Source organism: Methanobrevibacter ruminantium M1, from assembly GCF_000024185.1.
Classification (GTDB): Archaea; Methanobacteriota; Methanobacteria; order Methanobacteriales; family Methanobacteriaceae; genus Methanobrevibacter; species Methanobrevibacter ruminantium.
The window spans coordinates 2,386,019-2,406,111 of record NC_013790.1 but is presented as its reverse complement, the minus strand read 5'-3'; the positions used below and the strand labels follow the sequence as shown (position 1 = coordinate 2,406,111).

General features: G+C 32.6%; 17 protein-coding genes. 15 read left to right on the top strand and 2 right to left on the bottom strand.

Annotated elements, in window-relative coordinates; all coding sequences use genetic code 11:
- Positions 1–47: 47 nt before the first annotated feature.
- Positions 48–1,262 carry a molybdenum cofactor synthesis domain-containing protein gene (locus MRU_RS09360; RefSeq protein WP_012956668.1) on the bottom strand — a complete coding sequence of 405 codons (1,215 nt, stop codon included), beginning with the start codon at positions 1,260–1,262 and terminating at the stop codon, positions 48–50.
- Between the two features lie 449 nt (positions 1,263–1,711).
- Between MRU_RS09360 and eif1A the strand changes: the two genes are divergently transcribed.
- The 6 genes from eif1A to MRU_RS09330 all read left to right on the top strand — a co-directional run bounded on the left by eif1A (position 1,712) and on the right by MRU_RS09330 (position 7,950).
- Complete coding sequence (gene eif1A, locus MRU_RS09355) at positions 1,712–2,032, top strand: translation initiation factor eIF-1A (protein WP_012956667.1); 321 nt, start codon at positions 1,712–1,714, stop codon at positions 2,030–2,032.
- Positions 2,033–2,213: 181 nt separating this feature from the next.
- Positions 2,214–2,993 (top strand): serine protein kinase RIO, encoded by a 780-nt coding sequence (locus MRU_RS09350; protein ID WP_012956666.1) that lies wholly within the window; start codon positions 2,214–2,216, stop codon positions 2,991–2,993.
- 24 nt (positions 2,994–3,017) lie between these two features.
- Entirely contained in the window at positions 3,018–3,251 is a 234-nt protein-coding gene (locus MRU_RS09345; RefSeq protein WP_012956665.1) for a DUF3781 domain-containing protein, read from the top strand.
- Positions 3,252–3,666: 415 nt separating this feature from the next.
- On the top strand, positions 3,667–4,269 hold the full coding sequence (locus tag MRU_RS09340; protein WP_048812505.1) for a KH domain-containing protein: 603 nt from the start codon (positions 3,667–3,669) through the stop codon (positions 4,267–4,269).
- Between the two features lie 787 nt (positions 4,270–5,056).
- Positions 5,057–6,856: a DNA topoisomerase VI subunit B gene (top6B, locus tag MRU_RS09335; RefSeq protein ID WP_012956663.1), complete on the top strand. Its 1,800-nt coding sequence runs from the start codon at positions 5,057–5,059 to the stop codon at positions 6,854–6,856.
- Between the two features lie 5 nt (positions 6,857–6,861).
- Positions 6,862–7,950, top strand: coding sequence for a DNA topoisomerase IV subunit A (locus MRU_RS09330; RefSeq protein WP_012956662.1), 1,089 nt, complete (start codon positions 6,862–6,864; stop codon positions 7,948–7,950).
- A 198-nt stretch (positions 7,951–8,148) separates the two neighbouring features.
- On the opposite strand, the gene MRU_RS09325 is transcribed toward MRU_RS09330, so the two are convergent.
- On the bottom strand, positions 8,149–8,598 hold the full coding sequence (locus MRU_RS09325) for a hypothetical protein (protein WP_012956661.1): 450 nt from the start codon (positions 8,596–8,598) through the stop codon (positions 8,149–8,151).
- 506 nt (positions 8,599–9,104) lie between these two features.
- Between MRU_RS09325 and MRU_RS09320 the strand changes: the two genes are divergently transcribed.
- The 9 genes from MRU_RS09320 to MRU_RS09280 all read left to right on the top strand — a co-directional run bounded on the left by MRU_RS09320 (position 9,105) and on the right by MRU_RS09280 (position 19,943).
- A complete protein-coding gene (locus MRU_RS09320; protein WP_048812504.1) occupies positions 9,105–9,377 on the top strand; it encodes a metal-sensing transcriptional repressor in 273 nt (90 codons plus the stop codon).
- Between the two features lie 265 nt (positions 9,378–9,642).
- Positions 9,643–11,619, top strand: coding sequence for a heavy metal translocating P-type ATPase (locus MRU_RS09315; RefSeq protein ID WP_012956659.1), 1,977 nt, complete (start codon positions 9,643–9,645; stop codon positions 11,617–11,619).
- A 315-nt stretch (positions 11,620–11,934) separates the two neighbouring features.
- Positions 11,935–13,587, top strand: coding sequence for an AAA family ATPase (locus tag MRU_RS11235; RefSeq protein ID WP_012956658.1), 1,653 nt, complete (start codon positions 11,935–11,937; stop codon positions 13,585–13,587).
- Between the two features lie 202 nt (positions 13,588–13,789).
- Complete coding sequence (locus tag MRU_RS09305) at positions 13,790–14,134, top strand: hypothetical protein (RefSeq protein WP_012956657.1); 345 nt, start codon at positions 13,790–13,792, stop codon at positions 14,132–14,134.
- Positions 14,135–14,596: 462 nt separating this feature from the next.
- On the top strand, positions 14,597–15,682 hold the full coding sequence (locus MRU_RS09300) for a hypothetical protein (protein ID WP_012956656.1): 1,086 nt from the start codon (positions 14,597–14,599) through the stop codon (positions 15,680–15,682).
- Positions 15,683–15,795: 113 nt separating this feature from the next.
- Entirely contained in the window at positions 15,796–16,338 is a 543-nt protein-coding gene (locus tag MRU_RS09295) for a DUF2284 domain-containing protein (protein ID WP_048812503.1), read from the top strand.
- Between the two features lie 180 nt (positions 16,339–16,518).
- Positions 16,519–17,535 carry a phosphorylating glyceraldehyde-3-phosphate dehydrogenase gene (locus MRU_RS09290; protein WP_012956654.1) on the top strand — a complete coding sequence of 339 codons (1,017 nt, stop codon included), beginning with the start codon at positions 16,519–16,521 and terminating at the stop codon, positions 17,533–17,535.
- Positions 17,536–17,751: 216 nt separating this feature from the next.
- Positions 17,752–18,588, top strand: coding sequence for a TIM barrel protein (locus MRU_RS09285; protein WP_012956653.1), 837 nt, complete (start codon positions 17,752–17,754; stop codon positions 18,586–18,588).
- A 227-nt stretch (positions 18,589–18,815) separates the two neighbouring features.
- Positions 18,816–19,943 carry an AAA family ATPase gene (locus MRU_RS09280; protein WP_012956652.1) on the top strand — a complete coding sequence of 376 codons (1,128 nt, stop codon included), beginning with the start codon at positions 18,816–18,818 and terminating at the stop codon, positions 19,941–19,943.
- The last annotated feature ends 150 nt before the right edge of the window (positions 19,944–20,093 follow it).

Sequence of the window (20,093 nt, the reverse complement as noted above, 5' to 3'; positions counted from 1 at the left end):
ATAAATGATTAATTAAACAAAGTAACCTCAACTTCTTTCTCGCTTCTTCAAACCAAATTCGGGTTCTGTTTTTGAGACTTTTTTGTATAACCTGCTGCACTTGCAAGTGAGAATATTGCTCCCGAATCTTTAAATATAGGAATAACACTGTCTCCTTCTACTTTAACCAATTGGTACTGCATTCTGCCAATAGGAGAATGTATTCTTTTTGCCAATTTTCCCTTTATTGTTTTTTGCTCTTCCTCTTGTTTGAATCCAGCTAATTTCTTGATTGCAGGTGCAACAAACACATTAAATATGACAATTGCAGAAACAGGGTTTCCAGGAAGGCCTATTATGATTTTTCCATCTACAACTCCAAGGATGGTAGGCTTTCCAGGCTGGACGGTAATTCCATGAATGTAGACTGTTCCCAATTCATCAAGGATGTGGCGGATGTTGTCTCCAACCCCTGCAGAGGTTCCTCCAGAGCATAAGAGAATGTCACATTCCTTTAATGATTCGGTTATCTTGTTTTTTAAGTCATCATAATTGTCTCTTACTATTCCAAGGCATTCACCTTCGGCTCCGCATGCGTTTACCCCCGCTCTGATCATTTCGCTGTTGACGTCATAGATTTTGCCCGGCCTTAATTCCTCTTGGTTGGTTAGGAGTTCGTTTCCAGTTGAGATTATTCCTACTTTTGGCTTTTTATAGACCTCTACAGTGTCTATTCCTTGAGCTGCAATAACTCCAATCTTTGGAGGGTTCAATAGGATATTCTCATCAAGGATGACCTGTCCTTTCTTAACGTCTGAGCCCTTTTGGCCGATATCCTGTGAAGGAGTGACGCTTGTTAGGATTTCCACCTCATCATCTTCAAGCTCTGGATTTTCATCAGACTTATATGAAAACTCCACCATTATTACAGCATCTGCACCATCTGGAATAGGAGCCCCTGTGCTTATTTCAACACAGCTTCCAAGCTCAACGGTCTTATCTGTAAATGATCCCGCTTCAAGAAAGTCAATGACTTTAAGCTTTTTAGGATTTTCTTCATTAACTCCATAGCTGTCTTCTGCCTTGATTGCAAATCCGTCTTTTAATGAACGGTTGAATGGTGGAAAATCGATCTTACTTTCAATTTTGCTATATGTGATTCTATTAGCACTTTCTGCTATGTCTATGATTTCAGATTGAGCGGTATAACATTCTTCGAACTTTTCTTTTATGATCTCTTTAGCTTCATCTGATTCTATAATATTTAAAAACTCTACACCCATTTTATTACCTATTAAGTTTATTTATTTGGTTTTAAAATTATTAAACATGAAATTTTGATTATTTTAAAAATATTAATTAAATTATTTAACAAATATTTTAATTAAAATATTCATATATTCTTTTTCTATTTTATTCTATATAATTTATTAGATTTTTTAGGATTTTTTAGGATTTTTTATGAACCAAATGTAATTTTTCATAAAAAATTTTTTTCAAAATCTTGCTAGTATTTATATTAAGACAAATATATATTATAGTAATAAATTATTTACTAATGATTATTTACTATAATTTTTTAATTATTCACTTATTCGATTTTGGATGATTTTTGAAATTTTCAAAAAGTTTAAAATTCTATAAATATTTGGGACGTTTTTTAAAATTTTCCGAAAGGTTTAAATAATTTTCATTATAATAATTAGTGTAATTTAAATAAAAGTTTTGGATAATGTTTAGGAGGCAAATTTTGGCGAAACCACAAAATAATCAACAAGAATATAGAAGAGTACGTACTCCAAAGAAGGGAGAAATTCCAGGAGTCGTAGAGCAAATTATGGGACATGGTAAACTTAAAGTAAGATGCGCTGATGGAAATATCAGAATGACACGTATTCCAGGTAAGGTGAAAAAGAGAATCTGGATTCGTGAAGGGGATGTTGTTCTTGTAAAGCCATGGGATTTCCAATCCGATCAAAAGGCTGATGTTATCTGGAGATACACAAGGACTGAATCCAATTGGCTTGAAAGAAAAGGTTATTTAAAAATGTAAGTTTTTCACTACTTTTTTAACTTCTTTTCTTATTTTATTTAATTATTTACTTACTTTATTTACTTTTATAACCTTTTTATAATTTGAACTCTTTTTTATTTATTTACTTAATTAAATTATTTATTAATTTAGTTTTCTTAGTTTTATTAGTTATTTATTTATCTAAATTTAGGGTGTTTTTATGGATGATGAAAATCCAAGAGTGGCTAAGGCAGATGCAGAAGTTCAAAAACTGATTTCAAGAAAAAGAACTAAAGATGCAGATGATAGAAAGGTCTCAAGCGAGATATTTGATAAGGCAACTTTGCAAGTCCTTTATAAGCTGGCGAATCAGGGCCATTTGGATGTTTTAAATGGTGCAATCAGCACTGGAAAGGAAGCTAATGTTTTAAAGGGCATAAAAGAGGATGGATCTATCGTTGCTGTTAAAATCTATAGGATAGCCACATCTGACTTTAAGAAGATGCAGTATTACATTGCAGGAGACCCTAGATTTAATGTCAGATCAAGCAATAAAAGACAATTAATTAACAATTGGGTAAATAAGGAATTCAGAAATCTGACTCGGCTAAAGGATGCTGGAGTAAATGTTCCAGAGGCAATCACAAGCCTTAACAACGTGCTTATAATTGAGTTTATTGGTGATGAGGATGGAAATCCTGCACCTACAGTTAAGAATCTTCCTCCTCAAGACCCTGCCCACTTCTATGAGCAATTGGTGGAGCAGATGGACAGGTTCATTAATAAGGCTAATCTGATTCATGGAGACCTCTCCTCTTACAATATTCTTAATTTTGATGAGAAGCCTGTAATTATTGACGTTTCCCAATCTGTTGTAAGGGATCATATAATTGCAAATGAGTTGCTTGCAAGGGATATTAAGAATATTAGCTTTGAATTTTCCAAGATGGGGGTTGACACTTCCATTGAGGATTTGACTAATCGATTGATTAAGGATTAGTTATAGTTTATTTCAGGTGGTTTCATGAGCTTATTAGATAATATTGATAAAATTCATACAACAGAGATGGGTGTTGGAAGAATTCAAAGGAATCTTGGAATTGATGTGGATCCAGTTGAATATTGCATTTTAAAAATTAAGGATAAGGACGCTGTAATTGAAGAGAAGGGCAAAAACTATTATGTAACTGTTGATGACTGTATAATAACAGTTAATAAGCATTCTTTTACTATAATAACTGCTCATAAGAAGAAATAGCTTTTTTTAGTTATTTATTTTCTTTTTAAACTTTTTTATTCTTTAAGTTTATTTTATTTTTCATGCTTTTGTTATCTAATTAAGATTATTTTATTTTCATTGCTTTTTTTATCTAATTTAATTACTTATCTCTTCTCATTGTTCTTAAATTTACACTTGAAATGCTACCTCCATTAGTTTTCATATGCTCTTGGACAATTCAAATTATATATGATATATAAACTATTTTTAATGTTCTCATAGTTTAGTTTCTAGCGTAATAAATATTGAAATCATAATGGGATAAACCTATAAAGATATAAAGATTAATAAATAATGGAATAAATAATTATTATTAGTTAAAAATAAATTAAATATTCAAGATTTAATTTAAAAAATCAAAATTTTAATTAAAAAAATAAATGAGGTGAATGAATTGCCGGAAACTGACTATCTTAGAGTTCCATCTGATAGGATTGGCGCTTTAATCGGAACAAAAGGTGAAACTAAACATTTGATTGAAAATGCAACTAATACTCATTTAGATATTGACAGCGATGACTGCACTGTAGCTATTTATCCTGGAGAAAATATGGAAGACCCTCTTGGAGTATGGAAGGCAAACCATATTGTAAAAGCTATAGCACGTGGCTTTAATCCACATGTTGCTTTAAAATTAAATAAAGATGATACTTATTTGGAAATAATCAAATTGCCTTTATATGTTGGAAAGTCCAAAAAGGCTATGGCAAGGTATAAGGGCAGAATCATTGGAAAGGATGGAAAGACAAGAGAGATTATTGTAGATATGGCAGAAGTGGATATGGCAATTTATGGAAAGACTGTTTCCTTAATAGGCGAGCTTGATAATGTCATGGTTGCAAAGGAAGCAGTTGAAATGATTCTTAACGGATCAAGACATAAGTCTGTCTATGCATTCCTTGAAAATAAGAAGAATGAACGTAAGATGAAAGAATTCAAGGAAGTCGTTGGAATTGAAAAGGATGAAATTGAATTCCGTGATGACTTGGATGACTAATTCTTTTCTTTTATTTTTAATTTAATTAATTATTCTTCTTTTAATTAATTATTTTTATTTAATTAATTATTTTCATAATCTACATTACTTTATTTTTTTTATATTTTTCTTGTTTTTTTCCAATTTTTAATATTATTATTTTCAAATCATTATCCTTTTTTTAATTTTTATATTTGAGATTGTTCTTATTCAAATTATATTGTTTAAATTTCATATGGATTAGTTTTATATAAAAGTTTACTATATCTTAACAAGAGTATATGGATAAGGCAAAATTTTTATATTAAAAAAAATAGTTAACTATAATTTAATAGACTTTGCCTTTGATTTTTCTATATAGTCTTAACATTGTATGCATAATAATTTCAAATATATGCAAACTCTTATATACTTTCAAGTACATATGTATATGTAGTGAAGAATTTACTATGTTTTAGTTAATTTTTTCATGAATTTTTAAGAAATTATAAATTATTTAGAATGAAATTTGATCAAACATTACCGCTATAAAGAAAATTTTAATTTATTCTAGGTTTAATTTTTTAATCATAAAAAAATTAATTAAATTGAATTTTTTAAGTTACTATTCAACTAGATAGCATGCTAAATATTTTAGCTATTGGTGTTTGAATCATGTAGATTTAATATTAATGTAGAAAATTGATAAAATTTATTCTTTATATTTAATTAAAAATAGATTTTAGTAAATGATTGATAAAATTTATTCTTTAAAAATAGATTTTAGAAAAAAATTGATAAATTTGTTCTAAATTAAAGGAGGTTTAATTTGTCTCAACAAGCTCAAGAACTCTTTGAAAACTTTAATGAGTTAACTCCATCAGAGTTCTTTAGAAAAAATAAACAGATGTTAGGATTTTCAGGAAAGATTCGTTCTTTAACTATCGTTTTCCACGAACTTATAACTAACAGTTTTGACGCAGCGGAAGAAGCAGGTATCTTACCTGAAATCAGCATTAAATTAGATAGATTAGGTAAGGACCATTATGTATTGACCCATTCAGACAATGGTCCTGGAATTCCTGAAGAATTTGTAATGAAGGTATACTGTCAGATGTTTGCAGGTTCCAAATTCAGAAACATCCAATCCAGGGGACAACAAGGTTTAGGTTGTAGTGGATGTGTTCTTTTATCCCAAATGACCACCGGTGAGTCCACCCATGTAACTTCCGGATGGATGGAAAATGGGGAGCTTAAAGGGGTCAAGATGGAATTCAAGATGGATGTAAAGCAAAACAAAGGTGACTTAATCAAGAAAAGCGAATTTACACCTACAGGAACTGGTGTATGCATTAAGCTCCACTTTAAGGAAGTATCCTACTCTTTAGCTGAGCAAGGTGCATTCGAATACATCCGTAGAACCATGATTGCAAACCCTCACGCTAAAATCACATTCAGGGATCCTAGCGCTCATAAATACATCTTTAAAAGGGCAGCAGAAATCGTTCCAGTACTCCCTCAAGAGGTATTGCCTCACCCTAAAGGGGTTACAGCTGACGATATCATTACCATTGCAAAGTTCACTGATAAGAGAAACTTCAAAAGCATGCTGACAAGTTCCTTGTCAAGAATGTCCTCTAAAAAGGTTTCAGAACTTCAGGAGCTTACCGGAATAGATATGAAGAAACGTCCTAAAAACATGGAATGGGCAGAAGCTGAAAAGATCGTAGAAGCTTTCGGCAAAATGAAATTCATGGCTCCTCCAACTTCAGGATTGATACCTATCGGTGAAGAGCAAATAGAAAAGGGTATGAAATTGATTCTAAAGCCTGAATTCATTACCACCATCACAAGAAGCCCTGTAACCTATAAGGGTGGTGTGGCTTTCATTGTAGAGGCAGGTATCGCTTATGGAGGAGATGCAGGAAGAATCGTAAACGAACAAAGAAAATCAGAGATCTTAAGGTTTGCAAACAGAGTTCCATTGACTTTCGATGCAGGAAGCTGTGCAATTACAGAAGCGTTAAGGTCTATTGATTGGAGACGTTACGGTCTTAGAGACTTGGATAACACTCCTCTTACCTTGTTTGTAAATATTATCTCTACTCAAGTTCCTTATTTATCTACAGGAAAACAGAGCATTGCCCCTGAACCTGAAATAGTTCATGAGATAAGGCAAGCTACCATGAAAATAGCAAGAAGACTTCAAAAGCATATCCGATCCAAAAAGGCTGAAAAGGAAAAGGCCATGAGATCCAAGATATTTGAAGACTATGTTCCAGTCATCATTGAAGAGGCAGCTTCACTTGCTGAGACTGAAGTTCCAGATTATAAGCCTGTTCTTGCTAAGGTAACAAGAAGGGCATTGGCAGAAATCATGGGTGAAAAGGTCGAGGAAGAAGAAGAGGAAGAAGATTTCGTCGATTCCTTGCTTGAAGAGCTTGACGAATTCGGCCACACTGTCGATAAGGAGCATTCAGCAAGAAAGGACAGAATTCAGGAATCTGACTTGGATGAAGCCTTTATAGATGATGAAAAGCCAAGAAAGAGATCCAAAAAGTCCAAAAAATCAGAAGGCGCTGATGAAGGACAGTCTACTTTATTTGATTCAGAAGAACAGGAGGAATGATTTAGATGACTGGTGAAAGTACTCATGAACACACTCACAAAGAACAAAGAAGACAATACACATTCAATAAGCTTAAGGCTTTCGGCCAAGAGATCATAGAGGACATTGAGAAGAACAAAGTGCCAACTCTAAAGATTCCTTCAAGAGGAACTGGTAACATTGTTTATGATGAGGATAAACGTTACTACATCCTTGGTGATAGATATGGTAGAAGGTCTCTCGGAAACGTTAAGCAAATCAGAAAATTAGGTCAGATGGTCTATGTAGCTAATTTCTGTAAGGATTTAGTCCAAAGGGACAAGACTGCTACCATCAGGGAGATGTATTATATCTCTGAAGGTTGGGGTATTGAATTCAATACACAACAGGAATCCAACATTGTTGGAGAGGACTTGGAAGTTGCATTAGGTGCAACCCGTGAAGACTTAGGATTAATGCCTGAAGAAGACGGAGCATCTGTATATGGTGATATTACCCTTCTTGACGGAGATTATGAAATCAATGCGGCAAGAGCAGGTAAATCAGGCTATACCATTTCTCCAACTATCGACCAGGTTGAGTTATTGGACTGCGGAGCAGACTTCCTCCTTGCAGTGGAAACCATGGGAATGTTCCATAGGCTTGTTCAGGAAAAGGCTCACGAAAGATATAACTGTCTTATTGTAGGTCTTAAAGGTCAGGCAGCTCGTGCTACAAGAAGATTTATCAAAAGGGTCAATGAAGAATTGGGCCTTCCAGTTTATATCTGTAACGACGGAGACCCTTGGGGATTCCACATTGCACAGGTAATCATTTCCGGAAGTGCAAAGTTAGCTCACGTTAATCACGATTTGGCTACACCTGATGCCAAGTTCATTGGTGTAACTGCAAGTGACATTCAAAATTATGACCTTCCGACTGATCCGCTTAAGGACATTGACGTCTTAAGGTTAAAGGAGCTTTCTAAAGACCCAAGGTATCAGACTGACTTCTGGCAGACAGAAATCAAAAAGATGCTTAAGCTTGGTAAAAAAGCAGAACAGCAATCTTTCTCAAAGTATGGGCTTGAATATGTAGTAGATACATATTTCCCTGAAAAGTTAGGACTTAACTAATTATCTTTGGGAAAGTGAATTGGATTAATTTTTAATTCAATTCTTTTATTTTTTTTAATAATTTATCTTTTTACTTTTTTTTAGTTTTTTTTACTTTTTTTACTTTTCTTACTTTTATTAGTTTATTTTATGCTTATTTTTAGTTTATCCTTCAATTTTAGATATTTCCGTTTTTCGGACTCTTTTTCATTTTAATTTTTATAGTGGCTTTGCACCTAATTTTAATAGAGCCTCTTTGAAATGTTCTCTGATGCTTCCTTTTTTTAACTTTATAAAGCTTTTTCTCTTTCTTGGAATTGTTACAAATAATATTTTATCTTCTTTGTGTTTTTCACATATCTCAAGCATTTCTTTGTTTAGAGCAACTTCTGAATACTCTTCATCTCTCTTATTGTCATCTTCCCTTACATTCACATAGCCTAAAATTGTACCGTCATCTCCATGATCAACATAGGCTAAGTAAATTACAAAGTCTGGATAATGCTTTCCAACCAATTCTCTTATTTCGTCCATTAGGCTTTTAAACCAGTCTTTTTTAACTGTTTCAAGCAGCTTTTCTGTGTTTGATAGGAGATAGTAGTCCTCCACTTCAATAAGTTCAAAGCCTAAGTAGGATTGATCTTTGCTATTTCGTTTTTCACTAGACATATTACACCTCATATTTTTTTAAGTATTTTTCTTTATTTGCCTAATATTTGATTTATTTTAATTGTATTTAAATTTAACCTTAGTATGATAAGTAAAAATTGATTTAAAGATATAAAATTGTTTTAATTTAATAACAAACTTGTTTTAATCTCGCTACAATATTGTTTTGATATCGCTAGAAAATTGCTTTTATCTCGTAACAATATTGCTTTTATTTCGTAACAATATTGATTAAGGCTGTTAAAATTGTTTTATCTTAAAATAGTAATTTAAGCTTTGTTTAAGTATTTGATATTAGTATGATGTTTTGTGCAATTGTAATCTTATTTTATTCTTCTATTTCTCTTTTTTATTTTCCTATAATTATTTTACCATTATTGTCTCATTATATAACTGTTTTAAAAATTTGATTTTTCCGATAATTTTTCAAAACGTTTATATACTAGAAAAATATATTCATATATAGACATACCCATTGGGGTATAAAATTATATGGTGGTGTTATATTGAAAGAATGTATGGATTCTGAAAATCTACATAGAAGACTTAAAAAGATTATTGGCCAACTTAATGCCATTGATCGTATGATTGATGAAGATATTCCATGTGAAAATATTTTAATGCAGATAAATGCTTCTAAATCTGCTTTGCATAGGGTCGGATATATTATTGTAGAAGGTCATTTAGATAACTGCATTAAAAATGCAATGGAAAAAGGAGACACAGACGAGGCTTTAGCCGATATTTCATCAATTTTAGAGTATTATTCAAGGCTTTAATTAATATGGGCCTTTATTATTATCATATTATCTAATTTAAATTTCTGGATTTAAATTAGGTATATTTTTTTCAATGACTTTTATACCTATAGGGGTATATCTATATATTTGCTATTTGTGATGGGCATAAAAAAATCTGTATTTATAATTGTATTAGGTAGTCGAATGCTTTTTGTTAAAAAATTAATTTGAATCTTTCTTTATGAATAGTTTTAAAAATTTTTTAATTTTTAACAAATAATCAATATTTTAAGGAGTTTGAAAAATGGGAATTAAAGAATTTTTCCTAAATAAAGAAAAAAGAAAAATCGTTGCTATTGAGAAAGACTTAAATAATAATTTAAGCATTTTAGGAGGCTATTCTATGGGAATTAAGGAATATTTCATAGAGAAAATCGACATTATTTTCATTCTAATCTCCATAATTGCTATTGCCTTAGACCTTTTAGGTGTAGATATTTATGGAATCAGTCTTATTTGGATAGCAATTATATTCTGCGGCATTCCAATCTTTAAGGAAGCGGCAATAGGTCTTTACACTGAATTTGACATAAAGGCAGATGTTCTTGTGACAATTGCAATCATATCTTCAATACTCATTGGGGAATTGTTTGCAGCAGGGGTGATTGCAGTCATCATGGCAATCGGCGGCTATCTGGAAGAGTATACAGTTTCTAAAACAAGAGCGGGAATAGAAAAGCTTGTTGATTTGACCCCAAGAAAGGGGAGATTGATTGAAAACTACAACAAGTCCAATGAATCTGAAAGGGAAATCTCAGCTGATCTTATTGAAGTTGGAGACATATTGAAAGTGGTTCCTGGAGAGACTGTTCCAGTTGATGGAAAAATCATAAGTGGCGAGACATCAATAGATCAGTCCGTATTGACTGGGGAATCCATTCCTGTAGATAAACTGGAAGGGGATGAAGTATTTAGCGGAACAATCAATCTTTATGGTTCCTTTGTTATGAAAGCAATCAAAAAGGGTGAGGACAGTTCACTTCAAAGATTGATTAAATTGGTAGAATTCTCAAATCCAAATGATGCAGAGATTGTAAAGACTGCAGATAAATGGGCAACTCTCATTGTTGTAATTGCATTTATCTGTGCTGTCTTGGCATTGGTTTTCACTGGTGAGATAATCCGTGCTGTAACTGTTTTGGTGGTCTTCTGCCCTTGCGCATTGGTTCTTGCAACTCCAACTGCAATTATGGCATCTATTGGAAACCTAAGCAAAAGGGGAATCTTGGTAAAGGAAGGAATAACCATCGAAAAGTTGGCTAAAGTGGATAGGGTCGTCTTTGATAAGACTGGAACTTTAACCTATGGCAAGCCTACACTAACTGATGTCATTGTCTATGATGAGGAAACTGAAGAGAAGGAACTTATTCATTTGCTTGCTTCACTAGAGAACTTATCTGAGCATCCTCTTGCTAAGGCTATCGTTAAATATTATATGGATAATTATGACGATACCCTTTTAAAGTTGAGCGATTTTGAAATGATCATTGCTAAAGGGGTAAAAGCTAATCTGAATGGCAGCAATATCTGTGCAGGCAATTTGGAATTCTTCAAATCATTAGGGATTGATATTCCAGAGGAATTTATTGAAGAAATTGTTTCTCCATCCCTTGAAAAAGGGGCTACAGCCATCTACATTGCAAAGGATTCAAGATTCTTAGGATGTGCATTGCTCTCTGATGTCCTAAGGAAGGATGCTTCTGATTTGGTTGTTCAATTGAGAAGACTTAAGGTGGTTTCAACTCTCCTTACTGGAGACAATAAGCAAGCAGCTGAATACATAGCCAAAGAGGCAGATATCGTTGATTATCAGTATAATTGCCTCCCTGAAGATAAGATCTCCACAATCAAGAAGTTTCAATCACTTAAATTGAATGTTGCAATGATTGGAGACGGCATAAACGATGCTCCATCATTAAGACAGGCAAATGTGGGGATTTCAATGGGAGGGGTAGGCAGCAACATCTCCATAGAAGCATCTGACGTCTGCCTTGTAAGTGATGATATTAAATATGTTCCTCATCTCTTGGCTCTCTCTAGAAAGACTATAAGGACAATCAACAGAGGAATTGCTTTTGCTTTAATCTTGAATATATTGGCAACAGTTCTTGCGATGTATGGAATGATTGGACCTATTGAAGGTGCTTTTGTTCATAATATTGGATCTGTGATCGTTATTATCTATTCATCCTTGCTTTTAAGGTATGAATATGCTAATTAGTCTTTAAATCTTTTAAATCTTTTTTTTTTCTTTCGTTTACTTTTTAAATTTTTTTTATCCTTTTTTTAGTCTTTTTTTACTTTTTTTAATTTCTATTTTTCTATTTTCTCTTTTGTTGAATTTTACTCTCTTTTCTGATTATGCTATTTTTAAACATCCTTAAATCAATTAGTAAATTTTATAAAATATTTGTCATATACTAATAATTAGTTTTTAATAAATTGGGGTGTTAGGTAAATAGACAAATCTCTTATTTTTTAATTTTAAATAAAATTATAGGCTTTTTTTATCAAATTCTTTTTTTGAGAGGATATTATGGAAAATAATGATTTAGAAAATTTAAGAAAACTTATTCAAGATATCTTGGATTTTGCAAAAACTCATTCTGATACATTGGATGAAGATTCTGCTCCTTTATGGTATTTTGCAAAGGGAAAATTTAACATAACTTTAGATGCCCTTTTGCTAAATGATATTCTATGCTTTTTAAGCTTTTTAGGATTGAGTGATGGAAATATCAGTTCTGATGAATTGAATTTTATAAATTATGTTTTAAATTTCAATTTTACAAAAAGCGATTTGGAGCTTTATTTAAAGAATAATCTAATTGATGATTATAGCGAATCTCTTCCTCCTTCCTTTTTTGTGTTCTATGAATTTGATAAGTTTGCATTGGAAAATGGAAAACTGACTGAAAGCATTGTAGATTCCTTATTTGAGGTTTTCAATGGAATCGGACATCTCTTTATAGCTCTTGATAATGAGTCTTCTCTTGAAAAGAATATTTTAGATTCATTTTTAGACAATATTAAAAAGCAACTGGCTGATTTGAGAGGCTTCCAGTATGAACTTATGGTTTTGGCTTTAAAAAATGATTTGATAGATAATATGTTGGATACTAATTCAATTGATGGCTTTTCTGATTCTAATCTGGACACTTCTTTTGATTCTGATTTAGACAATCCTCAATTAGATGATTCTTTCTTAGATAAGGTTGATGACTTTTTCTTTAACAATGAATCCGATGATGATTTCGTTAGTTCTGTTGACTCTTCAAATGATGATTTAAATATGGGTGGTGATGACTCTTTAGATAGTGATTCTCAATCTAATTCCTCTTCTCCAAGTGATTCCGATTCTCAAAAAGATAATAAAAAGAGCATTCAAGAGAGTTTAGATAAATTAAACAAATTAGTTGGTCTAGAAGCTGTTAAAAGTGATGTAAATTCCTTAATAAACCTTATTCAAATTAGAAAATTAAGAGAGCAGCGTGGAATAAAGCAACCTGACATGTCCTTACATTTAGTGTTTTCTGGAAATCCTGGAACTGGAAAGACCACAGTTGCAAGACTCCTTTCAGATATCTATTGCCAGCTTGGATTGCTGTCTAAAGGCCATTTGGTCGAAACAGATAGGAGCGGTCTTGTAGCAGGTTATGTAGGTCAAACTGCAATAAAAACCCAAGAGGTTATCCAAGAAGCCATGGGAGGCATTCTCTTTATAGATGAAGCTTATGCATTGTCTTCTGCAAAGGGAGAAAATGATTTTGGCCAAGAGGCGATTGATACCATTCTAAAGGCTATGGAAGACAATCGTGATGACTTTATTGTTATTGTTGCAGGATATCCTGATCTGATGGATGAGTTCCTCCATTCAAATCCGGGCCTTGAATCAAGATTCAACAAGCATCTTTATTTTGAGGACTACAACCCTCAAGAGCTGTTTGATATATTTGTGTCAATGGCCAGTGAAACCAATCTAAAGCTTGATGAAAAGGCAGAGGAATTCCTTAAAGGTCATTTTGAAGACGTTTATAATTCAAGGGATGATAATTTTGCAAATGGTCGTTATGTGAGGAATATTTATGAAAAGGTCTTGTCAAATCAGGCCAATAGGCTGGTGGGCATGGAAGATATCTCCGATGATGATTTGAATACATTAACCCTTGAAGACTTTAAGGATTTTTAGCTTTTACATTAGAACTTTATTGGTGACTTTAAGGATTTTTAGTTTTAAAAATTAGATTTTTTCAATTCTAATGATTTAAAGTATTTTGTTTATTTTTTCATTTCTTATTTTATTTGTTTTAATATATAAGAACTTATTTGGCCGAATTAAATCAAAATCTATATATATATTTCAATATTAAATATAAAATAGGAGGTTTTATATGAATTTCAATAAAAAAATTTTATTAATAATAGCATTGGTATTCATTGCTAGTGTTGGCATTGTTGCAGCTGAAGACGCAACAGTTGATCCATACACTTTCACAATACCAGATGACTACACTATTGCAACATCCGATGACACTACCTGTGCAATGCAAAAGGATGCAACCCATGCCATAAGCTTTGCAACCGGTGTCAGCGATGATATAGAAGCAGCAAAACAAAATTTCATCAGTCAAGGAAAAACATTGCTTAAAGAAGAATCCATGAACTATAATGACATGGACATCACCCTTCAGGCATTCTCTGCTGATGTTGATGGAACCACCATTATATGTTTATAATTACATAATGGTTATCTTCCCGATGGCAATTTTGTTGTGACTGTTACAACTGACGATGAAGACTTTGACAGTGATTTTAAACTCTGAAGACAATCCTGCAAAAGTCATCTTCGATACAATTCAAACAAAGTTAATTAAATTTAACTTGTTTTGATTTTTTTTTTAATTCATTCCTTTTTGAATTAATTTAGAATCTTTTTTTCTTTTTTTAGCTCATTTCTTTGTTGAAATGTTTTTGATTTTTTGATTTTTTTTCTTTGTTGAAATGTCTTCATTCTTTTTTTAGTGATATCTCTTTATTCTACTTATTTTTTATCCATTGAATTTATAGGGAATTATGTCCTGGACTTTCCAATTTAATCAGTTAAAAATATTTTATTTTCATAAGCGAATTTTAAAAAATTATATTAATCAAAACATATATACTACTATTAAACATTAAACGATATTAGGGGGTTTAATATGGCAAATACTTTTTTTAGTAAAATAGTTAAATCATTATGGGTCTTGGCTTCCTTTATTCCAACCCTAAATGGATTGGGGTTTGCTTATATAGGCGCTAAGGAGTTTAAAAATAATTGGATTATTGAAGGTGTGATTTACGAGATTCCTTGGTTTTTATTATTTATCTTTGTAAATAATGAGGATCTTGGAGTGTTCTTTGCAACAATAGGCTTATTGGGAATGGCTGTTTCCTTTGTTAGGTCACTCTATGTCTACTATAAGCATAAGGACATATTGATAGATGACGATGCCGAAAGTCGGATAAGCACTGAAAAGTCCATCACTTCATTTTGGGTTATCTTTTCTGTTATAATCTTTTTAAATGGGCTTGGTTTGATATATGTCGGATTTAAAAGAAACGTTCGGCAATGGATATTGGAAGGTGCTTTCTTTGAATTTTTATGGCTTCTATTTTTTATCACCCCCAGCAATAAGGCCTTAAACAGTTTTATCATTTCACTTGGATTTATTGGTATGATTCTATCTGTCATTAGAACATTTATGGTCTACTTTGAAGAGGAAAGAATGGATGGAGGCTTTTACAGTCCAACAGCTGTTAAGAAGGAGCCACCTGCTCAAAATCCTATTGAAAACACAATCAATTCTTATAGTGAGAACAATCTTTCAGATGATGATATAGTTCCTGAGTTCAAGGGATATAAGACTCAAGTTGAGGATTTGAAAGACGCTTTTAAGACTAAGGAAGACAATGTTAATAATTTGTTATCTAAGCGTTTTACTAAAGAAGAGCTTAGCTATGGCAGATTCAAGTCAGTTGTAAATGAGTTTCATAAGACATTCTATTCTCAGGCAGATTCCACTTTAACCATGATTAATCTGGCTCCAGAATACAGCGAAAGAGTAGATGAGACCATAAAAAATAAGATAGGACTTATGGATTCATTGCTTGGTGAGATGAATAATCTTTTAGAAGAACTTATTCTTAATGATGGACTTCCAGAGAAGTCAGATGAGGAAATCACTGAATTATTTGAAAATATGCATAATTTGATTAATTCTGTTGACGATTATAATAAGGAATAGTTCTTTGGACGGTTATATTAATGAGTAGTTCTGTAGACAGTTATAATAGGAGTAGTTCTGTAGAGCTTATAGTTGTGATGAATTTTAATAATAAATAATTGTAGATGGTTTTTATGATTGATCTAGACCAATTAAAAAAGGAAATTAATGATTTAACCAAGGATTATAAGGGATTTGAATTCAAATACATAGATACAGATTCCATTGTAGTTGAGCCTTGGACAAGGCTTAAATGTCAATATGGCTGCCCTAATTATGGAAAGACCCTTGTATGTCCTCCATTCACTCCAAAGGCAGAGGAATTTATCGGCATGGTGAATTCATATAAGACTGCAATTCTCTTTCAAATAAGTCTGGCCTCCCTTGAAGATGACATTGGAGGTATAACTAAGGTTTCGGTTGATATAGAAAACCTTTGCGCTCACTTTGGCTATTATAAGGCATTTGGCATGGGCGCTGGGCCTTGTATGGTTTGCAAGTCAAAAGGTGAAGAATGCAGTTTGGATGCCTGTAAATATCCTAATGAAGCAAGGCCTTCCGGAGAGGCTTGTGGTGTAGACATTCATAAGACAATTGAAAACAATGGCTATGATATTTTAGGAATCGATGAGGAGAATAACAGCTATTTCTGTTATGGAATCGTCTTATTGGAATAATCATTCAATCTAATTTTTTCTTTTAATTTTATAATCTTTTTTTTAAATATCTTAACTTGAATATCAAATTATATATAGATTGAATTATAAATCTTTAATCATATAATTAAAAGTTTTTTATAAACTTTTAATGGCATAAACAATTTTTTATAAACTTAATATTTTAAGGATGTTTAAAAAATGAAATCTGTAGCTATTAATGGATTCGGAACTATAGGTAAAAGAGTGGCTGATGCTGTAGCCGCTCAAGATGACATGAAAGTTATTGGTGTAAGCAAAACCAGACCTAACTTTGAAGCAAGAACTGCTGTTGAGGAAAAGGGATATCCTTTATATATAGGAATTCCAGAAAGAGAGCCTCTATTTAAGGAAGCAGGAATAGAAATTGCAGGAACTGTTGAAGACATGATTCAAGAGGCAGACATTGTAGTTGACTGTACTCCTGGAAACATCGGCCCTCAAAACCTTGAGATGTATAAGAAAGCTGGCGTTAAGGCTATTTACCAAGGTGGAGAAGACCATGAACTAACCGGATTGTCATTTAACTCCTTTGCTAACTATGATGATTCATATGGTGCAGACTATGCAAGAGTCGTATCCTGTAACACAACCGGTCTAACCCGTACCTTGCACACCCTTAATCCATTGGTTGACATTAAGAAAGTTCGTGCTGTAATGGTAAGAAGAGGATCCGACCCATCTGAAATCAAGAAGGGTCCTATCAACGCTATTGTACCTAACCCTCCAAAGGTCCCTTCCCACCACGGTCCTGACGTTCAGACTGTAATGAAAGGCATAGATGTTACTACAATGGCTTTGCTTGTTCCTACTACCTTGATGCACCAACACAACCTTATGGTTGAGATTGGAAATGATGTAACTAAGGAAGAAGTAATTGAAGCTCTTGAAAAACGTTCCAGAGTAATGGTTGTTGAAGCAGCTGCTGGCCTTGACTCAACTGCTGCACTTATGGAATATGCTAAGGATTTAGGAAGAAGCAGAAATGACTTGTATGAGATTCCTGTATGGAAAGAGTCCATTAATGTAGTGGATAATGAACTCTTCTATATGCAAGCTGTGCACCAAGAATCTGATGTGGTTCCTGAAAACGTGGATGCTATTCGTGCAATGCTTGAAATGGAATCTGATAATGAAAAATCCATTGCAAAAACCAATAAAGCAATGGGAATCTTTTAATTGGATAGATAATTAATTTTATCTGTGAAAATCTTTAATTGAAAGATAATTAATTTTTCTAATCTTTGAATGGATAATTAATTTTATCTATTTCTTCTTCTTTTTTTCTAATATTTTTAATTTTTTAGTTTTTTCATTTCATTTTTAATTTATTTGTTTATCTTAATTTTTATTCAATTTTTATTAAAGAATTTATAATTATTTTTAAGGGATTTTATGAAAGATAAGGTTATTTTTGGTCCAGCAGGTAAGCCAATTGATTTTAAGGGAAAGGCATTTGAATCTCCAGAATATTTAGGTCCAAGGGGGCTTTATGCATTTGAATATCAGTCCACTTATGGCGTAAGGATAGGGGAGTCATCTGCAATAAAGCTTAGAGAGTCTGCAGAGAGAAATGGGGTTTTAATGTCCATGCATTGTCCTTATTACATTAATGTATGTTCTAAAGAGGAAGAAAAGATTGATAGCTCCATAGAAAGACTGATTCAATCTGCTAAGGTTGGAGAATATATGGGTGCCTACAGGCTTGTTTTCCACCCAGGATTCTATTCAAACAGAAAGGCTGATGTCTGTATGGATTTGGCTAAGGAAACCTATAGGAGGCTCCTTTTAAGATGTGAAGAGGAAGGGATAGAGGACTTTACCTTTGCTCCAGAGACTACAGGAAAGCGTTCACAGTTAGGAAATATCGATGAGATAATTGAAATGTGCGCCAGCTTTGACCATTTCGAGCCAACAATCGACTTTGCCCATGTTCATGCAAGAGGGCGCGGAATATTAAATAAGAAGGACGATTATAACTGCATATTCTCAAAGCTTGAAGACAATCTGGACATTGACAGGCTTCATTGCCATTTCACTACAATTGAATACTCCCACAAGGGAGAGAGAAAGCACCATACTCTAGCTGAAGGTGATGAATATGGGCCTCACATTAAAGATTTATTGCTCAATCTGATTGAAAACGATTGGAAAGCCACTATAATCTGTGAAACTCCTTTGATTGACCAGGATGCCTTAAGAATGAAGAAGCTTTATGACAGTTTGATATGATTTCTTAATCAAGTAATGATATATTTAATAGTGTTAATCAATTTGATAGTTTATCACTTTGATATGGGTTGCTTAATCAAGTAATGATAATATTTAAATAATGTTAATAATAAACTTATTAATCTGATTATGTGATTTTAAATTTTATAATTTAATATAAAAATTAATCCAATTAAAATTGTAATTTGACTTTATATGAAAAAAGAGAATAAAGGAATGTGATATAAGTGAAATCTGATAATAAGAGTTCAAAAATTAAAAAATCAGAGGTTTATATTAAATCTAGTTCTGATTCTATAGATAAAGAGGCCGAAGAGCTTATCTTAGAGTCTGCAGGTTATCCATTTAACTTTGCACTTCTTGAAGGACCTCATTTAGAAATATCAGATAATGTCCTCTTTGAGCAATATGCAATTGAACAATGGAGTGGAACTCTTGTAAAGACTGGTTCTTATTTATTTGATCAAAAGATTATTCCAGATTATGCATTTAAGGTTCTGAAGGTTTTTCCAGAAAATTCCATCATATCTGAAAACACCTCTATTGTGGTTGCTGATGTTGATAAGGATAAACGTTCCTCTATAAAGTCAAAGCAATATGATGTTCATTTTGATGATATTGTAGGTCAGGAGAATGCAAAAAGCAAATCCAAATTGATTTACAAATATCTTCAGAATCCAGACAAATTTGGCACTTGGGCTCCTAAGAATGTCTTGTTCTATGGCGCTCCAGGTACAGGTAAAACAATGCTCGCAAAGGCCCTTGCCAATGAATTGGACATTCGCCTTTATCTTGTCAAGTCAACCTCATTGATTGGTGAGCATGTGGGAGATGCTGCAAGCAGGATCCATGAATTATTTGAGGCTGCAAGCAGAAATGCACCTTCCTTAATATTCATTGATGAGATAGATGCAATTGCACTTCACAGGTCTTTCCAGTCCTTAAGGGGAGATGTTGCAGAGATTGTAAATTCTCTTTTGACTGAAATGGATGGAATCAGCCCAAATGATGGTGTTGTAACCATTGCAGCTACCAATAACCCTTCTGCAATAGACTTTGCAATCCGAAGCCGTTTTGAAGAGGAAATTGAATTCAAGCTTCCGAGTGATGATGAGAGAAGGGAAATAATTATGCTTAATCTTGACACTTTCCCTCTTGATTATGATTTAGACATAGAGAAGCTTGTAAAAGTGTCTAAAAGAATGTCTGGAAGGGATATTAAGGAAAAGCTATTGAAGACAGCCCTTCACAATGCAATAATCAATGATAAGCAGACAGTTGATATGGATGATGTCGCTTTTGCATTGGGTGTAAATAAATATAAAGAAGAAGAAGTTAAAGGAATGTTTGAATAATTTACATTCCTAATTTTAATTTTTAACTATTTTTATAATTTTAATTTTTACTTTAATTTTTAACTATTTTTAAAAAGAGTAATTTAAGACATCTATTATTCTAAAAAGAGTAATTTAAGATATCTTTATTCTAAAAAGAGTAATTTAAGA